Genomic DNA, 21,216 nt, shown 5'->3' with positions numbered 1-21,216 from the left:
CCAGCCAAACATCCAGCCATCAAAGCGATGATCGTCTGATCTTTTGCCGATGACATCACGTCGGGGAAGCCTTGTTCGAGCGCTTGCCGCTTCATATCGATACCGGCCTGGGCGTAGCGCATCGTTAGTTCAGCCCGAGTGGCCTGGCCATCGACTGATGGTGGCGATGTCAACACCCGCCTTGACGAGGTGGATGGCCGTCGTGTCCCGCAAAGGGCGATGATGGATGCTTTTTTCCGCCATGGTGGTTCCTTCGCCCGCAGCCATGTGTGCGCAGCAAGTATGGAACACCGAACCGGGTGAGCAGTGTGGGGCGGTCGTTGCTTTGCTCGGCGGGACAGGGCGATACCAGACGAAGGTCACAATCGAAGATTCAGGATCCCTGAACTCGTGCATCCGTATTGAACATCAGCGAAAACAGAGCGTAATCCCGCTGTCCAGAAGGCGTGCGGCGGACGATACGCGCCAGGACGCTCTTGATTTCCGGGCTCATCGAGATATTCGACAGGTGCCACCCACGCGCCCTCTTGAAGGGAAGTGTCACCACCAGTTGCAGCGTATCCTAATATTCGGGGTGCTCCGAAATCAGGAACCGCGCAAAGGCATGCATCGCCGCCAGCCTTGCATTGCGGGTCGCAACTGCCACGCTCGACCTCAAGTGATGTGAGAAAGCTGCCCATCCTGTCGGTATTGATGTCGGAGACCGCTTCTTCTTTCAAGAATATCTTCCCGCTCTCCCGCGGCATGAGCCCGTGGCATGCTTCGGCCCAATGCTGTGGATTGATGTTTCTTCATGCCACAACCTCGCTGACGAGACCGCCGAAAGCCCCTTCAAAGCGGTCGGTGGCGATCTCTCGCAGCTTTGGAAGGTAGTGCATTGATTTTTCGTGGAATGGGGACCCTGTTTAAAGGGTGATTTTCGTCCAAACGGGACCCCTTAACGATGGGGTCATCAAGATGCCTCCGGCTTGATCGGAGGCATTTGTGTTTTGGATGTTGGTTTTAGAGACGATTGCAAAGATACGTCGGCTGTCGCTGGTCCAGGGGAAGTCGATCAAAGCGATCTGCCGTGAGCTGAAGATCTCGCGCAAGGTGGTGCGCAAGGTCCTGCGTTCTGAGGAGACGCAGTTCCGCTACGAGCGCAAGCACCAGCCCTATCCCCGCATGGGAGCTCGGCGTGAGACGCGGGACCGGCTGCTGTCGGCGAATGCGGCCAAGCCGCAGCGGGAGCGGCTGCCGGTCGCTTCGACGGCTTCCATTGCATTCCCCCGTCGGTGTCGAAGACCTGCACGGTGCGCTTCGACAACAACAAATACTCGGTGCTGTCGAGTGCCGTCGGTCGGCCCATCGAGATCCATGCTTATGTCGATCGGATCGCATCCGCCAGAGGATGGCGTGGTCGTGGGAGAACACGTTCGCTCCTTTGGCCGCAACGAGGTCGCCTACGATCCCTGGCACACGGCGCGCGCCGTTCCTTGGCTGGGTCGTGCGGTCGGCAATGGAGAAGGTGCGGCGCAGCTCAAGGCGGTTGATGACGTCGACCGGCAGATGGTGTTGATCCTCACCTGGGTGCTGACCGACGGATTGAGCGCGGTCGAGGCCGCCTGTCAGGAAGCCATCGAGCACGGTGCATCGTCGGCGCCGGTGATCCTCAACATCCTGGCCCGCAGCCGCGATCCGGCGCCGGGCACGATCCTTTCCATTCCCCAAGCGCTGAAGCTAGCTCACGAGCGGTCGCCGACTGCACCCGCTATGACAGTCTCAGGAGGACAAACAGCCATGGAACGCACCGAGGTACTGGAACTGATGGGAGCGCTGAAGCTCTACGGAATGCGCAGAGCCTATGACGAGATCATGGGCGCGTCGCCATCAAGCGACGGCACGAGCCGCCCAGGATTGTCGGTGATCTCTTGCAGGCCGAGATATCGGAGAAGCAGGCCCGCTCCATCAAATACCAGTTCGCTGTCGCCAAGTTGCCGCTGGCCAAGGACATCGACGACTTCGACTTCGCCGACACGCCGGTCACCCCCTGATGCGCGATCTCGCCCGGCCGCGCCTTCGTCGCCGATCAGCGCAACATCGTCCTGGTCGGCCGCCTTCACGGGTCACCCAACTCGCGCGGAAGGTCGACCGCATTGCGACGGGCGCGTGTCGACTTCCCAACAATGTCAGACAGGAGACGCAACGCTATCGGAGCGATCGCATTGCCCGAAACGATTTTCCCAGTTGGCACGACAATTGCGGTCCTATGCGCAAAAGCAAACTAGACCTGAGAGCCGCACCGCATGAATGTAGCCTCCCAATATCTGCCGCTTGTGGCGCATCACGAAGCCGGGCACGCGGTGGCCGCCATCGTTTTGCACCGTCAGACGTTCGACGACGACCGTGAACTCCCTGCTTTCTCAAGTGTTAGTATTTACCCCGACGTCGGTGACGGAGAGTGCGGTGGTGTTGTCGAAGGCGCGGGTTTTTATTCAGCGCAAGGATTCACCTCGAAGCGAAAGCCGATTTTCGAGGACGATATGGATCGATGTTTGGAACGCGATGATGCGATCCGGGAGATAGTTGCGTGTCTGGCAGGTCCTTTTGCAGAATCCGCATTCGAAGGCTATCTGGACCCGCGCGATATGGCGATGAATGCGTCCGATGGGAATGAGGGGAGCAGCGACTACGCGGATGCCAAGCGAATCTATGGTGAGTTGCGGTTCCTGATGCCGCGCCGCCCCCGTTGGAGGCGGATCGAAGATCGCACGGCCCGGCTAGTACTCGATCACTGGTCAGCCATCGAAGCATTGGCCGCGCATTTGCTGGTCAAGCATGATCTCCAATTCGATGAGGCTCTGACGATTGTTGCGCCGCATCTTCCGCCCATGCCAGCAGCTACGCCGCCAGAGCGTCATCCGCAGCCTGCTTGATCAGCCATTCGATGTGATTTGACCACATCTGCAACACCTCGCGCTTCTCCTTGACGTTGCTATAGAGATTGTAGATTTCGCCAATGTCTGTCAAGGACGCCGCCTTGTGATTCAGTATGTGCTCGATGACGTGTGGCAATACCTGCCGCCTGCCGAGATTTGTCGCGAGCGTCCTGCGCAGATCGTGAAGGGTCCAGTTCTCCAAAGCCACCCCGTCAGTATTGACCTTGCCGTCTAGAGCCTTCTTGCCCTTCGCGTAGCCTGAGAAGTGGCTTCTTTCGTTGCCCCTCGCAGGGAAAAAAACGTGTCATTGGTCTTCGGTACCGTCTGGGGGACCGACACCGCCAGTGTGGACAGCGGAATAAGCGTAGGCTCTTCGTTCTTCGTGCGGTCACCCGATAGTTCCATGTTCCGGCTTCAAGGTTGAGGACCAACGCATCGCGGCAACTTCCGTACGCCTCTGTCCGGTCAGAATGAGCAGCTTGACGATGGAGCCGAACGAATAGCCGATATCGCCCGGTTCGGGCTCACAGCCCGTTCATATAGCCGCCAGTTCGGCATCGTTCACCACTCGCTTGCGCTTGACGATCGGGGCCGGATCCGGATTTTCCAATCCCTCGCGGGGAAACCGCGGATGAGCCGTTGCGGCGGTTTGCGACACCAGTTGAAAAATGCCCGCATACACCAGAAGGCCGTGTTAGCCGCTTGCGGGTGACCCCCGGCGACGATCTTCTTGGTGATGTTAGCAATGTCGGTGTCGATCACATGGTGGATAGAGCGACTCCCGAGGGCAGGCACAAGATACCGGTTCAGGCTGGCCTCGACCAGTGCGGTGTTTTGAGGGTCGTTACTCGGCGGCCTGGAGGTGACCGCCATCGCCGTCCTCGGTATCGTCAGCGCTGATATGCGCCTGATCGGCAAGGAAGGCTGGCAGTTCCGATGGAGCTATGCTGGAATTTGGGTGACGAGGCTGATCAAGCGGCGCTCTGCGGCTTCGTTTCGATGACCTGGATTCCGTCCAGGAACCTGGCACCTGCGATGAGTTTCGGCAACTGATTTTGTCCTTTCAATCGTCGCCACTTCCTGGCCGCGGCCAACAGCTTGAAGACCATCAGCTGGGCGGTTTTCGAGGATAGCGAGCCCTTGGTACGCACCGTGCGATAGCGAACGGTTGCAAAGACGCTTTCGATGGGATTGGACGTTCGCAGATGATCCCAGTGTTGGGCGGGGAAATCGTAGAGCGCCAGCGACGCAATATGATCTTTCGTCAGGCAGTCGACCGCCTTGGCATACGCCTCGGCCTCCATCTCGATCGCATGCGCAAGCAATTTGCGCGCGCCGCTGCGAAGTACATCCGTCAGGGTATCATCGATTTCGTCGGGCTGACGAAGGCGAACAATGTGTTGATAGTCTCGTTCATGGCGTATCACTCTCCTTGAGAGGTACTGGCAGGCTTCATCACCCGCCTCGATACGCCGCTCTCCTCAAGCCGCCATCATCCAGTTTCCGCCATGGCTCCCCCTGATTGATCCGCTTCACCTGTGCAACTGCACAGGCTGCCCTAGCGGGGAGATTGGCCTCCAATGGCGAAAGCTTGCCGCAGGAGACCCTCCGATGACCGTGCCTATGGCGCCGCCGCTACGACAACTTGCCGACAAGCAGCGTGCGATCCACTGCCGCGCTACTGCGCCTTCAAGGGACGTCTGGATCGCGACGCAGGAGCCGATGACCGTTACGGGATCAATTCCAGGTCGCGCTGGCCGTCGCTGTGCCAGTTCGACGGTCTGGTGGCAATTTGGGCACATCTTCTGTCGCCGACAGTGGCGATGGCTGACGCTTCAACGAAACGGGGTCTTCGACGTCTGCTGCCTTCGCCGATGCTTTGCGAAGTGGCATAATGTTTCGACGCACGCAGGCGCGGGCAGGGGATGTCAGTCATGAATCTCCTGACTGGCGCGGATCAGGCCGATTGGCGGGATGAAAGATCATACGACTACACCGCTGGCCTGACGCTGCGGGAGTGGGCTTGGGAGTTCTTACGCCGCAATCCAGCGTTCCAGCGCGATCTGACCGCTGCGCGCCAGCATTGCAAGACTTGGTCTCTCCAATCCTTTCTCGATATGGTCGCGTCGGCCGGCGACCTGTCACGCTGGGGTGTTCTGTTTCGCGGAGTCTTGTGGCCGCGCTTCGGTCGTATTCTGGTGTCCGCTCTGGTGCGTCCATGTGCTGCCGGTCATTGCGGAACGGTTGCCTGCCTCGTCGCCGACACCGCCGTTCGAACTCTCGGCATTGCCCTGTCGTGCAATCGTCCTGCTGGCGCCCGACAAGAGCCAGCATGTTCTTCTTCGCAATGCGGACCACGCGCTGCAGCTCGCCGTCTCGGGCGCGAATATCCTCCACCCTGTTTGCCTGCATACGCAAGCCATCTGGCCCGCGGTGCTTTTAAAGCATCGACTGAGGGGACTGGAGTGCCTCAATGCTCTCAGTCTAGGGCAACAGTTGCCCCCCCGCTTGTTTGCGCCGGAAAAGCGCGGCGTTCGTTTGTCCTTCGTTCTTCGTGCGCTCGACGGTTCGCTCGCCGGAGCACCTCATCGCGAGCTCGCCGAAGTTCTCATCGGTCAACGGCGCGTCCATGCCGACTGGGCGGATCCTCGCGATCATCTGCGCGACCGCATCCGTCGGGCCGTCTCGCGTGGCCGCGCGCTCATGAATGGTGGCTACAGAGATTTCCTAATTTGAAAAGCGACAGTCCGCGCTGTGCGTCGGTGGATGAACGTTCGCTCGCAGCTGTACCCGTCACCAACAGTTCGCCCGCCGACAGGACTGCATGGCGCCTTGCAAGTGCGCTCTGGTCTAGCTTGTCGATGCCGAAATGAGATGGGCGAGGGTGCCAAGGCGGTGGTTCATTAGGGCCGGCCTCGACCTGGACGCACATCATTGGTCGGAAAGCGGCGTGCACCGCAATGTCGCCATAGCAGCCAAGATCCTTTGAGGCCGGACCTGCAGTCCTGTTGGACCGGCGGGTGCAACAATATGGAGGGATCTGAGGCCTCACACCGTTCCCTGGTCGACAGCTCGGTCAACATAGCACCCACCGCTTGATTATGGAAATGGTGTGCCTGGAGTGCAGCGAGTAGCGGCTTGCTGCGCACTGTCCTAAGAATAGCAGTCATGACCCGTCTGGGGTTCTGCAACACGACGATTCAACCGCTTGGGCATTGTCGCATATCCCACAATGTAGAATGCGCAACAGGGCAAAAGCTGATCCATCGGCGGTTTATCAATGCTTTTTGGCTTGGCACGGCACATGCAACGCAATCGGCAAAAGGCGCACGAACTGAGTGGCCCATCGGCCCTAGGAGCGCTGACTTATGCCCTCCCAAGGCATGTCCGGCCCGACAGCGAGCTCAGTCTCCTGCCGGGCATCCGTGTTTCAGGTCAACGGCGTTTGGAACTTCCAATTAGGTGGCGGCATTGACCGCAGGCCGCCCCCCGGTGGGGCGGAGAGACAGTGCAGCAGGTTTCAAATCCCGCCCATGCAAAGATATTTCATTTCCAGATAGTCCTCGAGGCCATGACGGGAACCCTCCCGCCCGATGCCGGATTGTTTGATCCCGCCAAACGGTGCCGCCTCCGAGGACATGCGTCCCGTGTTGATGCCAACCATGCCATATTCCAGAGCCTCTGCCACACGCCAGACCCGCTTCAGGTTTGAGGCATAGAAGTATGCGGCGAGGCCGTATATCGTGTCATTGGCCTCGCGCACGACCTGATCCGCATCGTTGAAGCGAATGATCGGCGCGAGCGGCCCGAATGTCTCCTCTTGCGCGACTGCCATGACGCTGGAAATCTCGGTGAGGACCGTGGGTTCGAAAAACGTGCCATTCTTGCCGATACGCTGGCCCCCGCATCGTATTGTGCCGCCTTTCGCAATGGCATCTGCGACGTGAGACTCGATCTTGGCCAGAGCATGCTTGTCGATGAGCGGTCCGATGTCCACTCCGGCATCGAATCCGTCGCCAACCGACAAGTGCCGGATTCTTTCCACGAATTTCTTGACGAACTCATCGTGAACGCTCGATTGGACGTAAATGCGGTTCGCGGAAACGCAGGTCTGGCCGGCATTGCGGAACTTCGCCTGGACCGCACCGTCAACAGCACCGTCAATGTCGGCATCATCGAAGATGATGAAAGGTGCATTGCCGCCGAGTTCAAGGCTGACCTTCTTGATCTGGTCAGAGCACTGACGCATCAGCAGCCGTCCGACCTCGGTCGAACCGGTGAAGCTGATCTTTCGAATCTTGGAATTGGTGCAGAGTTCACGGCCCACGCGATCACCTTCGGACGCATAGATCAGGTTGACCACGCCATCGGGAAAGCCGGCCTGATGGGCGAGGGCGAACATTGCGCCAGCCACGAGCGGCGTCTGTTCAGCGGGCTTGAGCACGATTGTGCAGCCCGCAGCCAAGGCCGGCGAGATTTTGCGCGCCACCATGGAGGCCGGGAAATTCCATGGCGTGATCGTGCCAACAACGCCGATGGGCTGCTTGATCACTAGCATTCGGCGGTCTGTCGAGGGTGCCGAGATCGTCTCGCCATAGACGCGATTGGCCTCCTCGGCATACCATTGCAGATACGCCGCCGCATGCGATACCTCTGAAATGGCTTCGGCAAGCGGCTTGCCCATTTCCGCAGTCAGAATCGCGGCGAGATCGCCTGCATGGTCGATGATCAGCTGATGCCATCGCCAAAGAACGTCGCTACGTTCTCGGGCCGTCAACGCGGCCCATCCCGACTGCGCAACATAGGCCTTGTCTACCGCAGCACGTGTCTCCTCCACGCCCATATCGGGAAGCTCTGCCAAAACTTCGCCGGTCGACGGATTGACGACCTCGAACGTCTTATTGCCAACTGGTCTGCCGAGTGCCGGCAGGCGGTCGATGGCTCCAAACAGGTGCGGGGATTTCAGACGGCGGATCATCGGCAGGCACAGGGGCAATACCGGATTCCTCCTCAACGCAGCGAACATCCAGGTCGACAGGCCGTCAGTGTGTATTCTGCACCAGTGGGTTCGTCGTAGGGCCTCGGCAAAGCAGCTGGTAGACCACGCTAGCCCGATGAAAAGACAGCAGTTTCGTTAGTTTGAGTGCCCGCGGTTCATCAATTGATGGATTAAGCAGTCGGATGTTTGCTTCATCCACCATGCCTGCTGGTGGCATGCGACTGAATTCTGCAAAAAGGCGGCATACATGCTGAGGAGCGCCATTTCGGCGAGAGGCCGCCGGACCGCCAATGCCGCGCAAGGTCGGCGAAAACGACTCCGCGCGTCTGCATGATCTGCTTGGCCCACGGGCCTCCACATTCGCTCTTCCCACGAGAAGCCCCGATGAAGAAGGAAGGTGAGATGAGTTTCTTTACTCATCCTTGCCGCCCAGCGGCGGGCCGACCACCAAAATGGCGGGCTCGGCCGAAAGCAGCTTTTTGGCCGCCGCCTTGACCTGTTTGAGCGTCACCCGACCGATGCTGCGGGCGCGACGCTGGTTGTAGTCGACGTCGGCCTTGTGAATCTGCAAATCCAGGAGCCGGTCTGCAATCGAGCGGGTCGAGCCCAGTTGGTCGATGGCATAGGCGCCGATCAGGTGCTTCTTCGACGCCTTGAGCTCGGCCCCGGTCGGTCCTTGCTGCGCCATCTGCTTTACCACATCTCGCACGATGCTCAGTGTTTGGGCAGCGCAGTCCGAGCGTGTCTCTGTCGTAACCAGAAGCGAGTCAAGGGTTAGTTCAGAGCTGACGTGATAGGCAAGGCCGCGTTTTTGACGTACCTCCTCGTAAAGGCGGGAAGTCAAGTATGAGCCGCCAAGGATGTCGTTCAGCAGCACGGCCGCGTAGAAATCCGGCGCGCTAGGCTTCACGCCAGGCCAGGCCAACGTCAGCGAAGTCTGCGGCAGGTCGTAGTTCTCCTCCACCAGTTGACCGAGTTTCGGCGCGACATCGTAGACGGGGACGAGGGTTTGTTGCTCAGGCAAATCACCAAACAGCTGGTCAAGCCTTTCCCTCAACGTGTTCGCGTCAATGTCACCCACCACGGCAATATGGAGCCCGTCGCGAGCGAAAATGGCCTGGTGGAAGGCGCGGAGGTCGGACGGCGTGATGCCGGGCAGGCTCTCTTTTGTGCCTTCTCCCAGCCTTGAACAAGGATGCGCGCCATAGATCGCGCGCAGCCATTTGCGCTGAGCGATGGCGTTAGGGTCTCGCTCGCTGCCGACGATGCGGGAGACAATCTCGGCGCGGACGCGATCGATCGGCCCCTGCTCGAAGCGCGGCGCGTTCAGCGCGAGCCGAAGCAGGCCGAACGCCGCGTCCTGCTTTTTGGAAAGCATGCACATCGATCCGTAGATGTCGTCGCTTTGCGCGTCCAAACTCATTTCGGCGCCGGCATGGTCGAGCTTCACCTGGAAGGCACCGCTGTCGTAATGGCCAGCGCCTTCGATGAACAGGCCGGCCATCAGTTTGGCCATCCCCTCCTTCCCGACCGGGTCCTGCTTGGTGCCGCCCTTGAAGGCAAAGCCGATGTTGACGATTTCCACTGTGTGGTCCTCCACCAGCCAGGCGATGATGCCCTTTTCGGACTTCACCTCCTGGATGTTCATCGCAGCATGGGGCCGAGCGCCGAGCGTCATCTCTTGATTCTCCGTCTTGGGCAAGAGATAGCCCGTGGTCGAACGGTCGAACGCGAGATAGCGGGCGGCAACTGCTTTGATTTGCTCGGGGGTAACCTTGCGGATGCGATTCGGCCGTTCCTCGACATCCTTCACGGTACCGCCGGTGGCCAGCGTCGAGCCGTAGATGCTGGCGAGCCAGTCCAGGTTGTCTTCCGCAAAGATCATATTGAGCAAATAGTGGTCCTTGGCCTTGCCTAGTTCCTCGTTGCTGACACCATCCTCGGCAATGCGGGCAACTTCGGCAGCGGCCGCCGCTTCGAGATCAGCCAGCTTGGCATCGCCGCGCGGTGCGCCATAGATGGCGAACTTGGTGTCGTCGAGCATAGTGCCCTGGAAATAGACGCGGGCGCTGGAAGCGATACCTTGCTGGACAGCGAGCGCCTGGTAGAGCCGGCCGCGGTTACCGCCGCCGAGAATTTCGGCCAGCAGGTCGAGCGCTTCGGCCTCGCCCGGCTTGGCGGTGTGGTAGGACGGCACCACCCACTGCGTCGAAAAACTGGGCACGCTGACGCGGGCGTCTGAGAGCGTGACGGTGCGCCTGGTGTTCTGCTCGGGCTCAACCGGCCGGATGCGCGGCGGCAGGTCAGGTCCGCGCGCCACCTTGCCATAGGTCTTTTCGGCCAGCGCCCGCACCGTGTCCGGTTCGACATCGCCGGCCACGATCAGCACGGAGTTGTTGGGCCAGTAGTACTTTTCATAGAAGACGGTGGCGTCGACGCGGTTCAGCTGCTCGATCTCCTGCATCCAGCCGATGATCGGGATGCGATAGGGGTGGTTCTGCCACAGCGTCGCGTCGATCTCCTCATGGAGAACGTCCTGCGGGTTGGTGTCGGTGCTTGAGCGGCGCTCCTCGATGACCACATCGCGCTCGGTCTTGACGACATCGTCGGTCAGGATGAGGTTTCGCATTCGGTCGGCCTCGAAGCTCATCATCAGCTCGAGCGCCGACGGCGCCACTGTCTGATAGAAGGCGGTGTAGTCGGAGGAGGTGAAGGCGTTGTTGGAGCCGCCGATCTCGAACACTGCGCGGTCGAATTCGCCGCCCGCATGGTTGGTCGTCGCCTTGAACATCAGATGCTCGAAGAAATGGGCGATGCCGGATTTGCCCGGCGGCTCGTCGGCGCTGCCGATCTTGTACCACACCATGTGGGTGACGATCGGCGCCCGGTGGTTGGGAATGACGACCACCTCCATGCCGTTGTCGAGCACGAAATCCCTCGCCTTGCCGTCCTCCCATGCGACGGGGATCGGAGCCGGCCCCGCGCCGACCAACTCGGACGCAACGGACGTCCTGCGAAGCCCATGAGTGCGGGGCTTGCTTGGTAGTTCTGGTAGGGAGAGTGGGGTTATGGGCTGCGTTCCTGGCAAAGTGATCTGTTCCTCATTTTGAAGGATCTATGTCTCCCGAACGCCTATTGGGAGAAAGTGGATCGGCACGCGACGCCGAGCCACATGAGCCGTCAGCGTGTTGCTGGGCCTGACGCGAGCCTCATCTTTGGATGCGTCCGGGAAACTTTCGGCATGGTGAGGCCATGGGAAGTCTGCTCGTTATCCATTGGGTGTTTGCGGATACCTGAGCATGCCCCGTGCCAAGTAAGAAAGCCCCGATTCGCAAGGTTTGATCCAACCTTGATACTTGCGATATCCGACATTGTCGGGCATCCGACAGAAAGCGCCTTTCGCCGGCGCGCCGGCTATGACGCTCGCCTCCTCCGGCGTGACGACGATCCTTTGGCGGGCGCCGCGCACACCGATCTGCCCGCCTATCAGCACCGCGACATCGAAGGACAGCGCGATCGTGACTGGATGGGTCTTACGCAAACATGCAGCAGTGCCACCGCGATCAGGACTTCATCCGCCCCACAAAGACCCGAGCGCGAGGGACGACGTGTAAGGCAACATGTCATCCTCGATAATGATGCCGCGCATAAAGAGGTAAGGTCCCTCGTCGTACCGGCGAGCCCCTTCGCTGGGTCTCGCGAGGGTCTGGTTTGCGAACGTCGACCGACAGCATCACGGCATGGGCGGCCCCATCGGTAGGCAAGCATTGACCGTGCCATCAGCGTTGAGGCAGCGCAGAGCCCAATTTCCCGGTGCCAGCCGGTACGTTGGAGCTTCAACTGTGGCCAGCCAAGCGGGCCGAGGCCGTGAAACTCCTGATACCCTGGACCGTCCGGATTGCAACGCACGACGCCTTGGTCTCGCGCCAACGTCCATTGACGCTCAGCGAAGCATCATGCGGACGAGCTGGGAAAGCTTGGCCGGGCCGGCGCCTTCCCAGGCGCATGGGACGCGCGACGACCCATGTGGACCTTGGATTTCACTACGCACTTACGCTGCTTTGGCCTTGTCAGCAGCCTGAGCATAAAGCGTGCTCAGCTTTCAGGGCGAGCCTCTTTCATGTTGATAGCATCTGTCGTCATTCAGGATCGCCCCATTTTCGCATGCCGCTTGCAGCTTTCAGACTGTTGTCAGCCAGGGCCGCCATAAAGGGTCTCGTTTAACGCATTCGGGAGGCTTCATCACTCGACCACATTAATTTCGGGCCGTTCGCCGGCGCTCCGAATGGCACTTAACACCAGATCCTCTCCAAACCCGTGATGATCCAAGAGGAAAACGAAAAATCCCTAAATCATAAAAAAGCACCGATACGGTCGGCTCCAGGCTGATGAAATTGCGGTCTCACTGGCCACGCACGATACTTGCGATGGCGATGGCCATTGCAAAGGCCGGTCAAGCACCCAAGACGCTGACAAGCACGCCTCCGACCAAAGCTCGATCGTTGGCAGCCTTTCTAGCCGTATACTTGGGGCATTTTGGGACGGCGATCCGGACGCCGATTAAAACCTGCCGGTCGTCTAAATGGAATGGTTGGTCCGGGTCCTTACTGGACCTGCGCCAACCCGATCGGGCCGGCGCACAGGGGCACCCAGACAATTGGACACGTCGCCTTTGCGCGGCGGCTTGCACTTTCTCGGATGGCCTTTTTTCTCCCCGGGCGAAATCGAGCGAGCGGTGAGGCGGAGCCTTCGATTTTGCCGATCATGTCGTGTCGCTTCGATCGAACTGCTCAGACGATGATAGCGGCATTGATTGCCGCGGCCGAAATGCGTTGTGTGAAGTACGATTTCTACGCCGTATACATACTGCCGTACAGTTCGCCCTGTCAGCAGCCTTGCCAGCAATCCGCCCTGTGTCCAACTGTCGTCGAATTCACCGGTGTCATTGAGGAATTCGTATGATCGCCTCGAAACCATCATTGCGACCGCGGGCGGGCGACGCAAGCTCTAGACTGCCACCGATCCGCTGGATAACCATGTTAGCGATATGTAGACCAAGGCCTGAGCCCGCAGCAGGAGTAGCACCACGACTAAATCGCTTTGTAAGCCCTTCGAGGTCGGGGAGGGGCACCACCGGTCCGGCGTTTGCAATAGCGATGGTTCCATCAGTTTGGACGGAAACTGTTGTCGGAACAGTGGGCAGTCCATGTATCAGCGCATTCTCGATCAGGTTACGAAGGAGGATCCCAAACGCATCGACATCCACTTTGCGCATCAAAGTGGGGCAGCCGTCGACGTTAAGATGCAGGCGTCCGGCATATTGCGGCTTTTTCCTCAGGTCATCGATTTCCAGCCGAACCGATCGGACAAGATCGATCGCGTGATCCGCCATGCCAACCCCCGATTCGGCTTGAGCGAGCTGAAGCACTTTTTCGACAAGGCGGCCAAGGCTCGACAGCGCTTGCTCGATGCCGCGCGCACGCATTTTGGCCGACCCATTGGGAAGCTCGGCCACTAATCTCTGCATCTGAGCGATTGAACCTGCGATCGGCGTGCGCAGTTCATGCGCACTGTTTGCGGCGAACTCGCGTTCGGCCTCGAGAGCCGCCCGCAGACGATCGAGAAGCCGATTGACGGATGCCGCGATTGGAGCCAACTCTGCCGGGAAATCGCCCAAGTCCATTGGTGACAGATTGCCGCCGTCGCGCGATCCGATCTGCTGTCGCAGTACCTCGATTGGCCGCAGCGAGCGCCGGATCACGATCCACCAAACAGCTAAGCTAAAGGGCAGGAGCACGAGTGTCGGAAGGAAGACAAAAAGTGCGCCCTTCGCGATTGTGGTACGGCGGCCATCAAGCGGTTCGGCCAACTGATGATACACGCCGTCTTGGATCTCCTCTGTGTAGACGCGGTAATCAGCGTTTCGCCAAAAGCCGTTACTCAGGGGAGCATCAGGGAAGGGCTGCTGACCCTCTTCCGGTTCAGAAATAAGCACTACCCCGTACTTATTAATAACCTGCTCACGATAGGTCCAGTACTTTTCATAAGTTGGCAAGTGGTTATTGTATTGATCAACGTGTTTTCCATTCAAGACCTTGATCAGCTCTGGTTCTCTGTACTCTGCGCTCCCCTGGAGCAAGTCATCCGAACTTTCGTTTACATTATTGCAAAAAATGAACGCAGCAATGGTTGGGGCGGCGATCCAAACCAGGAGCGTTGCCCCGCCTAACCACGATATCAGCTTTCTCGTCATGCTGTTCGAGTTCGTCATGTGACCACGAGCCTGTATCCGGAGCCACGCACGGTTGCTATTCTATCCCCGCCGATCTTCTTGCGGAGCCGGCTGACATAAACCTCCACTGTGTTGCTCTCGAACTCCGAATTGAATGAATAAAGCGCGTGCTCGATCCTCCCCTTTGAAACGACCGAACCGGGCCGGCGTAGAAGGCAGTCGAGCACCGCCCATTCGCGTCCAGACAGGTGGACCTCCTGCCCGTCGCGGAAGAGGCGTCGCTCGGCTGCCTGTATGGAAAGCGTCCCAACCGAAAATTGCGGCTCCGGAAAATGCCCTTGGCGACGTGCCACTGCACGGATGCGTGCCGAGAGTTCCCCCAGATCGAACGGCTTGACCAAATAGTCGTCGGCGCCAGCGTTGAGCCCCTCGATGCGATGCGAAATCCGATCGCGGGCTGTCAGAATGATGACCGGCGTTGTATCAAGCCCCTTGATCAGCTCCCGCAGATAGTCGATGCCATTGCCGTCCGGCAGGTGAACGTCGAGCAAAATAACGTCGTAGCCGGCCACAGCTGCATGACCGCGCGCTCCGGACAGGCCCTCGGCCCAGTCGACCGCGTGGCCACCAGCCACCAAATGATCGTGCACAGCACTTCTAAGGTCGTCGTCGTCTTCAATGAGCAGTATTCGCATCAGGCTGCCGAGCTCCGGTATGAGGGCAAGGCTCCTGCCTTATTGATCGAAGCTGACAGTAGGCTGAACCGGCGCCAGCGAATATCTGGGGGCTTTCAGGCTGCTGTCAGCTACAATTGCAAGAAAGGGGTCGTTAACAAAGCCAAACGAAGAGGCCTTATGAAACCCCTCCTGATCTCGGCACTTTTGCTCAATGTGACCACCGGCGGCTGTACACTGGTTGGCGGGCAATTCGACGTGGCGGTCAACGAATGGCAGCCGCGCCACGCGTCAATGTCCAGGCTTGAAACTGACAGGTGTCTTAAATACGAGGGCACCGTAGCGGGTGCCTCCAGTTATCGAACAGTGCCTAGCAGGTCAGAAGTGCACTTTGACCATAGGGGTCGTCCGTATTTTCGGCGCTCGCGAACAGAGTCGACGGTCAATCGATGCGCCACTGCCAGAGTCTGGAACGGTCAAGTGTTTGTTATCCCCCGTCCGGGCCATATTCTCTGCCGAGGACCAAGAAGGCCCTATTTTCGGTGCCCACGAACAGAGCCAACGGTCAATCGATGCGCCACTGCCAGGGTCTGGAACGGTCAAGTGTTTGTGATCCCCTGTCCCGGCCGTGTTCTCTGCCGAACTCGCCCTTGTAGTCGGCACACCAAAGATCGTTAGGGCGACAGCCGTTTGAAAGTGGTGTCCCCGTCGCCCTGTTGCGCCTGCGCTTGCGGCGCTCGACCATGCCGTGGCGGTCGAGCACGGCATGCACGGCCGAGATCGCGGGCCGGTGCACATCCGGATACAGCCGGGCCAGCCGCTCGCGTATCTTCGGCGCACCCCATGTCGGCTTGTCTTGCTTGAGGCGCACAATCAGCTTCTCGATTTGAAACGGAAGCTGATTGGCGTGGCGATAGGGCCGCCGCGATCGGTCCGTCAGCCCTCCAGGCCGCTGTCGTTGTAGCGCGTGAGGATCTTGTAGCCGGTCTTGCGCGAGATATCGAACTCCCGGCAAAGCACCGCCATCTTCTCGCGTCCAGCAGCCGGGCGACGAACTTCAGCCGCTCTTCCATGACGTTACACTCCTTCCAAGGCACCTTGCTCTCCTTGCAAAGGGCCGAAAGTGTAACCCATCTATCCGGAATGAACTGTCACCCATCTCTCGGGAAGGAAAGTCATGGCCAAGGCAACTGGAAGCCGAATTTTCTTTTAGAGTATGAATCAGCGCCGTCTGCCGAAAAGCGCGTCCACGATCTTCCCTTTTGAAACGACCGTGCAGGGCTGGGGCAGACGGTAGTCGAGCACCGCCCATCCGCGTCAAGTCAGGTAGACCTCCTGCCCGTCGCGGAAGAGGCGTCGCTCGGCTGCCTGTATGGAAAGCGTCCCAACCGAAAATTGCGGCTCCGGAAAATGCCCATGGCGACGTGCCACTGCATGGATACGCGCTGAGAGTTCCCCCAGATCGAACGGCTTGACCAAATAGTCGTCGGCTCCAGCGTTGAAGCCCTCGATGCGATGCGAAATCCGATCGCAGGCTGTCAGAATGATGACCGGTGCCGATTCAAGTTCCTTGATCAGCTCCCGCAGATAGTCGATCCCATTGCCGTCCGGCAGGTGAACGTCGAGCAAAATAAGGTCGTAGCCGACCACAGCTGCATAATCGCGCGCTTCGGACAGGTTCTTGGCCCAGTCGACCGCGTGGCCACCAGCCACCAAATGATCGTGCATAGCACTTCCAAGGTCCTTATCGTCTTCAGTGAGCAGTATTCGCATCATGCTGCCGAGCTCCGGTATGAGGGCAAGGCTCCCATCTTATTGGTCGAAGCTGACAATAGGCTGAACCGGCGGCAGCGAATTATTTGGGGAGCTTTCAGGCTGCTGTCAGCTACAACTTGCAAGAAAGGGGTCGTTAACAAAGCCAAACGAAGAGCCCCTATGAAACCCGTCCTGAACTCGGCACTTTTGCTCAATGTGACCCCCGGCGGCTGCATCAGCAAATTGATTTGGGAAACAGGCGCGCCGGTTCTAATGACCGACGCAGGCCGAGGTCTGGAGCTGGACCAGCGAACGGCGTCTTCGGTTTTTCAGGCAACAGCCACATGGAAGAATATGATTGGCTCGACCATGCGCCGAGCTTTGTCGAACGGATTGGTCGCGGGCGCACTACCACAGATTATGGCAGGTTTACGCCCTGGCCTTGACACCCGGGGTGATCGTCACCGGCGGAGCCGCGGCGTACTGATCGGATATCTAACGTCGCTGAGTCTCTCGTCGGTGCAGTGGATCTCTCGGCTTAGCCATCATGCAAAAAACGACGGTTCCGCGACACCACTTTTCAGGTCCGTGACACAGGCTTTGTGAGCCGATCTGTTGTTCTTACCCCAGGCTAATGGCTGAACAGCTCTGTCGCCGGCTCGATGCGCCAGATGGCGCGATGTTTTGAACCCTTTCACGAGGCGACGGCAGCAGCCGACCGGCTCTCCTATCGCGGCTCCCGCGATCCACACACCCAACAAGGGAATCTACCATGGTAATGAAGGCACCGGTTGCCGACGCTAGGAATGGGTCGGTAGTAGATCGGCTGGTCGGCATCGACCTCGCTCGGGGCCTGGCTGTCTTCGGGATGTATGCCGCCCATCTCGGTCCCGACCCCGGCGAAGGAGGACTAGTCGGGTTTCTGATGGAACTAACCCATGGGCGGCCGTCGGCCCTGTTTGCCGTATTGGCCGGTTTTTCAATCCTCCTGATTACAGGTCGCAAGGCGCCGAAGTCGGGGATAGCCGGTAGACAGGCCATCGCCAGAGTCGCAATTCGTGCCCTTGTTTTGCTCGCGCTTGGCTCAATCCTGGGCTGCCTCGGTACCCAGGTCGAAGTCATCCTAGAATACTACGGAATTTGCTTCTTGTTGGTATTGCCGCTCCATCGGCTCAGCGCATATCAGCTGGGCTTGATCGCTGCCGCTACGGCATTAGTTCTCCCGCAAGTCCGTTCCTCCCTTCTGTCGGTTGCCCCCAACCTCCTCGACCCGGTCTTCAACCTCATGGTCAACGGCTACTATCCCGCGGTGACCTGGGTTCCTTTCCTCATCGCTGGCATGGCCATCGCGCGCCTTAATCTTAATACGCTAGCAGCGCATTGGCGCCTTGGTCTGGCGGGGGTCGCGCTGGCCGTGTTGGGCCATGGGGGATCCTTGCTCGCGCTGAGTTCCCGCGCTTTGACTGAAACCTCCTTGTGGTGGTCTGACGTTGACGGCGCTTTTGAGCCTTCCAAGTCGTCATTTATAGTCAAGTCGTCATGGATAGCCGCACCTCATAGCGAAACGACGCTTTCGATCGTGGGCAGCACCGGTTGCGCAATGATCATCTTGGCGGCTTGCATGCTCGCTGTGGATGCGCTCCCGCGTCTGCGAAAGCTGGTCTGGCCAATAATCGCAGTCGGCTCGATGTCTTTGACGGCCTATGTGCTGCACATTGCGGGAATAGCCTATCTTATGAAGATAAACATTTTCAAAGACGAGAGCCTGTCCACGCTCTTTGGCTTCGTTGTGGTTATCAGCACTTTTGCGGTGCTTTGGCTGCGCATCTTCCAGCGAGGACCGATGGAAGTGCTGATGGGTAGGGTCGCAGATCTCGCGCGTCACATCCGCTGAGCACCGCCGCGCCCCGGCCTCCCGATCACATTACGGACAAGGTGGGGCTTTGTCCAAAGCTTGTTCGCGGCAGGGGAGGGTACTTCCTCCCAGCCTGCCGCCTTGTTGATGGAAGCTAAAACGGTCGCGCAGGCGCTAGAGTTGCATCGGCATAATCAGCTTAAACTCGCGAAGTTAAACCCGCGGTTGGTCTATCTCGGCCCGCCTCACCTGAAAGGCTAAGGTATCCGTTTCGGTCAAGGGTTTTAGGGGCCATTTTCGCTGCGCCTTGAGGAGAGCGTTTGCTAGGATGAGGAGCTTTCGCAACAAGATGATGACCTTTGCGGGTTTGCCTGCCGCCTTTAGCGCCTGGTATTTTGCCTTGAGGTCGGGGTTGAAGCGCAGGGCGAAGGGCCGGGCATGTAGAGGGCCTGGCGAACATTGGCCCGGCCGCCCCGGATGAAGGCGCGGCCGCTCCATTTTGCCGAGGCCGGCGAGGCTTGCGGCCTTTGGTTCCGAGTTCCGGCATGTCGATGGTGAGTGTGCAGGCGGTGGCATCCGATGCGCCATATGCTGGTCAGGATTTCGCGGCGCTGGACAGCGTCGGGATCGGCTTTCATGAGGGTAAGCATCGTCTGATCGATATCGCTGAGTTCACGTGGATCTGCTTCCAGCCACTCGTTGTTGTGGCGCCTGAGCAAGGCAAGCGGTCAAGGTCTGGCTCTGGTGCTGGCTGCGGTGCGATCCCCGCACGGGCCAGGTGCCGATCGTGTCGACGATCCACCTCGCCGCGACCAGAGAGCTGCTACTCTCTTCCGCTGTTCATTCTGGCCTCTTCGCAATGAATGTCATAAAATCACCTGTCGCAATTAATGGTTTTTGATTTGGCTCCTACAGCTGGCAGATATCGCCGAGAGTTCCGCAGAGAGCGTCGAAAGTTTTGGCCGCCTTCTTCCGCAGCCGCGCCTTGAGTTTTGAGCAGACCTGTCTTGATCGGGTTGAGATCGGGCGAGCATGGCGGCAGGATCAGGAGCCAGTGCCCCTTTGGCCAACCAGTGGGCGGCGCGTACCTTGCCGACAATCTGGGGTTCCGAACCCGACAGTTGGTTTTCAACCCGACAGTGGCCCGCCTCAGAGCAGGCTACCGCCCTTCGGAGCAGGCAGAAGCTAATCGAGGTTCGCGGGTTCCGGTTTGAATGTGCAGGTCGCTGCGCGCCTGATCTTTCGGTCTGGCGGCACATGACAAAAACTCTCATTTTGGCCGACGATACCCGGTCAGGAGCGGGTATCGCAGTCGAGAAGCGACCCGAGCACGTCCACAAGATGTGCCGAGTTTGCAAGGTGTGTCATTGTTTCTGTCAACGTTCGAGCGACAGCGCACGACGAAACGTCTGGCATACGCCTCGTCTGGCACGCGCCTCGCATATGTTGCAGTTGCTGCTGGAGATCAGGCGATCGAGTGGGCCTTGCAATTTTCCGATTTTGATGCGCCTAAAGTCTCGTGTACAAATCAGGCTGGCGTGAATGGCCTGCCTAAGTTGCGACTTATTACAAAGGAATGGATATGGCGACTGGAACGGTGAAGTGGTTCAACAGCACGAAGGGTTTTGGTTTTATTCAGCCTGACAACGGCGGTCAGGATGTCTTTGTCCACATTTCCGCTGTTGAACGAGCGGGCCTGTCGACCCTTAATGAGGGCCAGAAGATCAACTACGAGGTGGAACAGGATCGCCGCACGGGAAAGTCCTCTGCAGGCAGCCTCAGCAAGGCTGGCTAACGGTCCGGGAAAGCCTTGGCAAGGTTCGTCATCGCCGGAACGCATTGACGGCTCGAAACCCGGGCCGGAGCATGCAAGTTAATGCCGCGGCAGGGATTGCTGGAGCCATCATGAATTACTCTGGAAATGAGGCTCTTGGACGGGAAAGGCGGGGCTCATCCCCGCCCTTTGATTCCGCGCAGATTGGGCCAACGGCTGCTGCGCGTCCGAACGACTGTTGATACGGATTTAGGCTGCGACCTTCTTGCGGGTCCGTTTCGCCGGCGCCGTGGCTGGGGCTTCCGGCTCTTTCGGTTTGCGGCCGAGTCCCATGGTCTTGGCCAAGGCGGAGCGCGCAGCGGCGTAATTCGGCGCCACCATGGGATAATCCGACGGCAGACCCCATTTGGCGCGATATTCGTCTGGGGTCAGACCATAGTGCGTCGCCAGATGGCGCTTTAGCGATTTGAATTTCTTGCCGTCTTCAAGGCTAATGATGTAGTCCGGTTCGATCGACTTTTTGATCGGGACAGCAGGTTTTTTTACAGGCACAGGCTCTTCTGCCGGTATGAGTCCAGCCGTGCCGTTTAGAGCCCCGTGCACTTGGGCGATCAGGGCAGGAAGCTCCCCCGCCGGGACGGGGTTGTTGGAGACGTAGGCTGATACAACATCGGCAGTGAGCTCGATGAGGATGTCGGTCTTGTGGGGTTCTTCTGTCATAAACTTCTCCGGGCAGCTTGAAACACAGTTGGGCGAAGTGTCGCTTCATAGTGGCGGTTGCCGCTGAAAGCAAATGGATCGACGGGTGCGCTGCTCCTCCACCATTGAAGTCTCGGCGACGCATCCCGTCATCGTCCATCGCTAAAGGCAGCGTATTGAATTATGGGAGCGGTCGCGCCCGCCCCACCATAGCGATACAGCAAGACAATCAAAAAAGCCGGTCTTTGCTTGGCCCCAAATCTTTTCTCCTTTCGTGAACGCTGAGCTGCCAAGCTGCTACAGTTCACCT

At 59.0% G+C, this 21,216-nt stretch carries 12 protein-coding genes and 5 pseudogenes; 6 read left to right on the top strand and 11 right to left on the bottom strand.

All coding sequences use genetic code 11. The annotated features are described in order from the left end of the window. Positions 1–359: 359 nt before the first annotated feature. Entirely contained in the window at positions 360–719 is a 360-nt protein-coding gene (locus P9236_RS17615; RefSeq protein ID WP_126066776.1) for a hypothetical protein, read from the bottom strand. 516 nt (positions 720–1,235) lie between these two features. Between P9236_RS17615 and P9236_RS17610 the strand changes: the two are divergent. From P9236_RS17610 to P9236_RS17600, 3 genes and pseudogenes are all read left to right on the top strand, one after another. After that, positions 1,236–1,769, top strand: a pseudogene (locus tag P9236_RS17610) (IS21 family transposase); the annotation flags it as partial. Between the two features lie 10 nt (positions 1,770–1,779). Continuing rightward, a pseudogene (locus P9236_RS17605) lies at positions 1,780–2,093 on the top strand (ATP-binding protein); the annotation flags it as partial. Positions 2,094–2,285: 192 nt separating this feature from the next. Continuing rightward, positions 2,286–2,915 (top strand): hypothetical protein, encoded by a 630-nt coding sequence (locus tag P9236_RS17600; protein WP_127371024.1) that lies wholly within the window; start codon positions 2,286–2,288, stop codon positions 2,913–2,915. Here P9236_RS17600 and P9236_RS17595 read toward each other — a convergent pair. Beyond that, on the bottom strand, positions 2,881–3,009 hold the full coding sequence (locus P9236_RS17595) for a hypothetical protein (RefSeq protein WP_135907184.1): 129 nt from the start codon (positions 3,007–3,009) through the stop codon (positions 2,881–2,883). The genes P9236_RS17600 and P9236_RS17595 overlap by 35 nt on opposite strands. An 880-nt stretch (positions 3,010–3,889) precedes the next feature. Continuing rightward, entirely contained in the window at positions 3,890–4,345 is a 456-nt protein-coding gene (locus P9236_RS17590) for a transposase (protein ID WP_256748481.1), read from the bottom strand. A gap of 793 nt (positions 4,346–5,138) precedes the next feature. Here P9236_RS17590 and P9236_RS17585 point away from each other — a divergent pair. Continuing rightward, positions 5,139–5,654: a DUF2285 domain-containing protein gene (locus P9236_RS17585; RefSeq protein ID WP_224570032.1), complete on the top strand. Its 516-nt coding sequence runs from the start codon at positions 5,139–5,141 to the stop codon at positions 5,652–5,654. Between the two features lie 784 nt (positions 5,655–6,438). Here P9236_RS17585 and P9236_RS17580 read toward each other — a convergent pair. From P9236_RS17580 to P9236_RS17550, 7 genes and pseudogenes are all read right to left on the bottom strand, one after another. Further along, positions 6,439–7,914 carry an NAD-dependent succinate-semialdehyde dehydrogenase gene (locus P9236_RS17580; RefSeq protein ID WP_095769043.1) on the bottom strand — a complete coding sequence of 492 codons (1,476 nt, stop codon included), beginning with the start codon at positions 7,912–7,914 and terminating at the stop codon, positions 6,439–6,441. A gap of 415 nt (positions 7,915–8,329) precedes the next feature. Then, positions 8,330–9,055: pseudogene (locus tag P9236_RS30865) on the bottom strand (pitrilysin family protein); the annotation flags it as partial. 549 nt (positions 9,056–9,604) lie between these two features. Then, positions 9,605–10,909: pseudogene (locus tag P9236_RS17570) on the bottom strand (pitrilysin family protein); the annotation flags it as partial. A gap of 1,950 nt (positions 10,910–12,859) precedes the next feature. Further along, the gene (locus P9236_RS17565) at positions 12,860–14,188 is read right to left on the bottom strand and encodes a HAMP domain-containing sensor histidine kinase (RefSeq protein WP_063169275.1); all 1,329 of its coding nucleotides are present in this window, start codon (positions 14,186–14,188) and stop codon (positions 12,860–12,862) included. Continuing rightward, positions 14,185–14,844, bottom strand: coding sequence for a response regulator transcription factor (locus tag P9236_RS17560; RefSeq protein ID WP_024505389.1), 660 nt, complete (start codon positions 14,842–14,844; stop codon positions 14,185–14,187). The genes P9236_RS17565 and P9236_RS17560 overlap by 4 nt, the downstream gene beginning before the upstream one ends. A 619-nt stretch (positions 14,845–15,463) precedes the next feature. Then, positions 15,464–15,896 (bottom strand): annotated as a pseudogene (locus tag P9236_RS17555) (helix-turn-helix domain-containing protein); the annotation flags it as partial. A 244-nt stretch (positions 15,897–16,140) separates the two neighbouring features. Continuing rightward, positions 16,141–16,599 carry a response regulator transcription factor gene (locus P9236_RS17550; protein WP_224570033.1) on the bottom strand — a complete coding sequence of 153 codons (459 nt, stop codon included), beginning with the start codon at positions 16,597–16,599 and terminating at the stop codon, positions 16,141–16,143. A gap of 751 nt (positions 16,600–17,350) precedes the next feature. Between P9236_RS17550 and P9236_RS17545 the strand changes: the two genes are divergently transcribed. Both P9236_RS17545 and P9236_RS17540 read left to right on the top strand, forming a co-directional pair. Then, positions 17,351–18,472 carry a DUF418 domain-containing protein gene (locus tag P9236_RS17545; protein WP_063169274.1) on the top strand — a complete coding sequence of 374 codons (1,122 nt, stop codon included), beginning with the start codon at positions 17,351–17,353 and terminating at the stop codon, positions 18,470–18,472. A 1,543-nt stretch (positions 18,473–20,015) separates the two neighbouring features. Further along, complete coding sequence (locus P9236_RS17540) at positions 20,016–20,228, top strand: cold-shock protein (protein ID WP_008874821.1); 213 nt, start codon at positions 20,016–20,018, stop codon at positions 20,226–20,228. 228 nt (positions 20,229–20,456) lie between these two features. On the opposite strand, the gene P9236_RS17535 is transcribed toward P9236_RS17540, so the two are convergent. After that, entirely contained in the window at positions 20,457–20,927 is a 471-nt protein-coding gene (locus P9236_RS17535; protein WP_024505385.1) for a MucR family transcriptional regulator, read from the bottom strand. Between the last annotated feature and the right edge of the window lie 289 nt (positions 20,928–21,216).

It is taken from the genome of Mesorhizobium sp. WSM4884, assembly GCF_029625675.1.
Classification (GTDB): domain Bacteria; phylum Pseudomonadota; class Alphaproteobacteria; order Rhizobiales; family Rhizobiaceae; genus Mesorhizobium.
This window is presented reverse-complemented; position numbering and strand designations above follow the sequence as displayed.

What these genes read in the sequence shown, in the direction of transcription:
- P9236_RS17540 (WP_008874821.1), top strand. Translation starts at nt 20,016, where the DNA reads ATGGCGACTGGAACGGTGAAGTGGTTCAACAGCACGAAGGGTTTTGGT.
- P9236_RS17565 (WP_063169275.1), bottom strand. Translation starts at nt 14,188, where the DNA reads ATGACGAACTCGAACAGCATGACGAGAAAGCTGATATCGTGGTTAGGC.
- P9236_RS17550 (WP_224570033.1), bottom strand. Translation starts at nt 16,599, where the DNA reads ATGATGCGAATACTGCTCACTGAAGACGATAAGGACCTTGGAAGTGCT.
- P9236_RS17545 (WP_063169274.1), top strand. Translation starts at nt 17,351, where the DNA reads ATGGTAATGAAGGCACCGGTTGCCGACGCTAGGAATGGGTCGGTAGTA.
- P9236_RS17535 (WP_024505385.1), bottom strand. Translation starts at nt 20,927, where the DNA reads ATGACAGAAGAACCCCACAAGACCGACATCCTCATCGAGCTCACTGCC.
- P9236_RS17560 (WP_024505389.1), bottom strand. Translation starts at nt 14,844, where the DNA reads ATGCGAATACTGCTCATTGAAGACGACGACGACCTTAGAAGTGCTGTG.
- P9236_RS17600 (WP_127371024.1), top strand. Translation starts at nt 2,286, where the DNA reads ATGAATGTAGCCTCCCAATATCTGCCGCTTGTGGCGCATCACGAAGCC.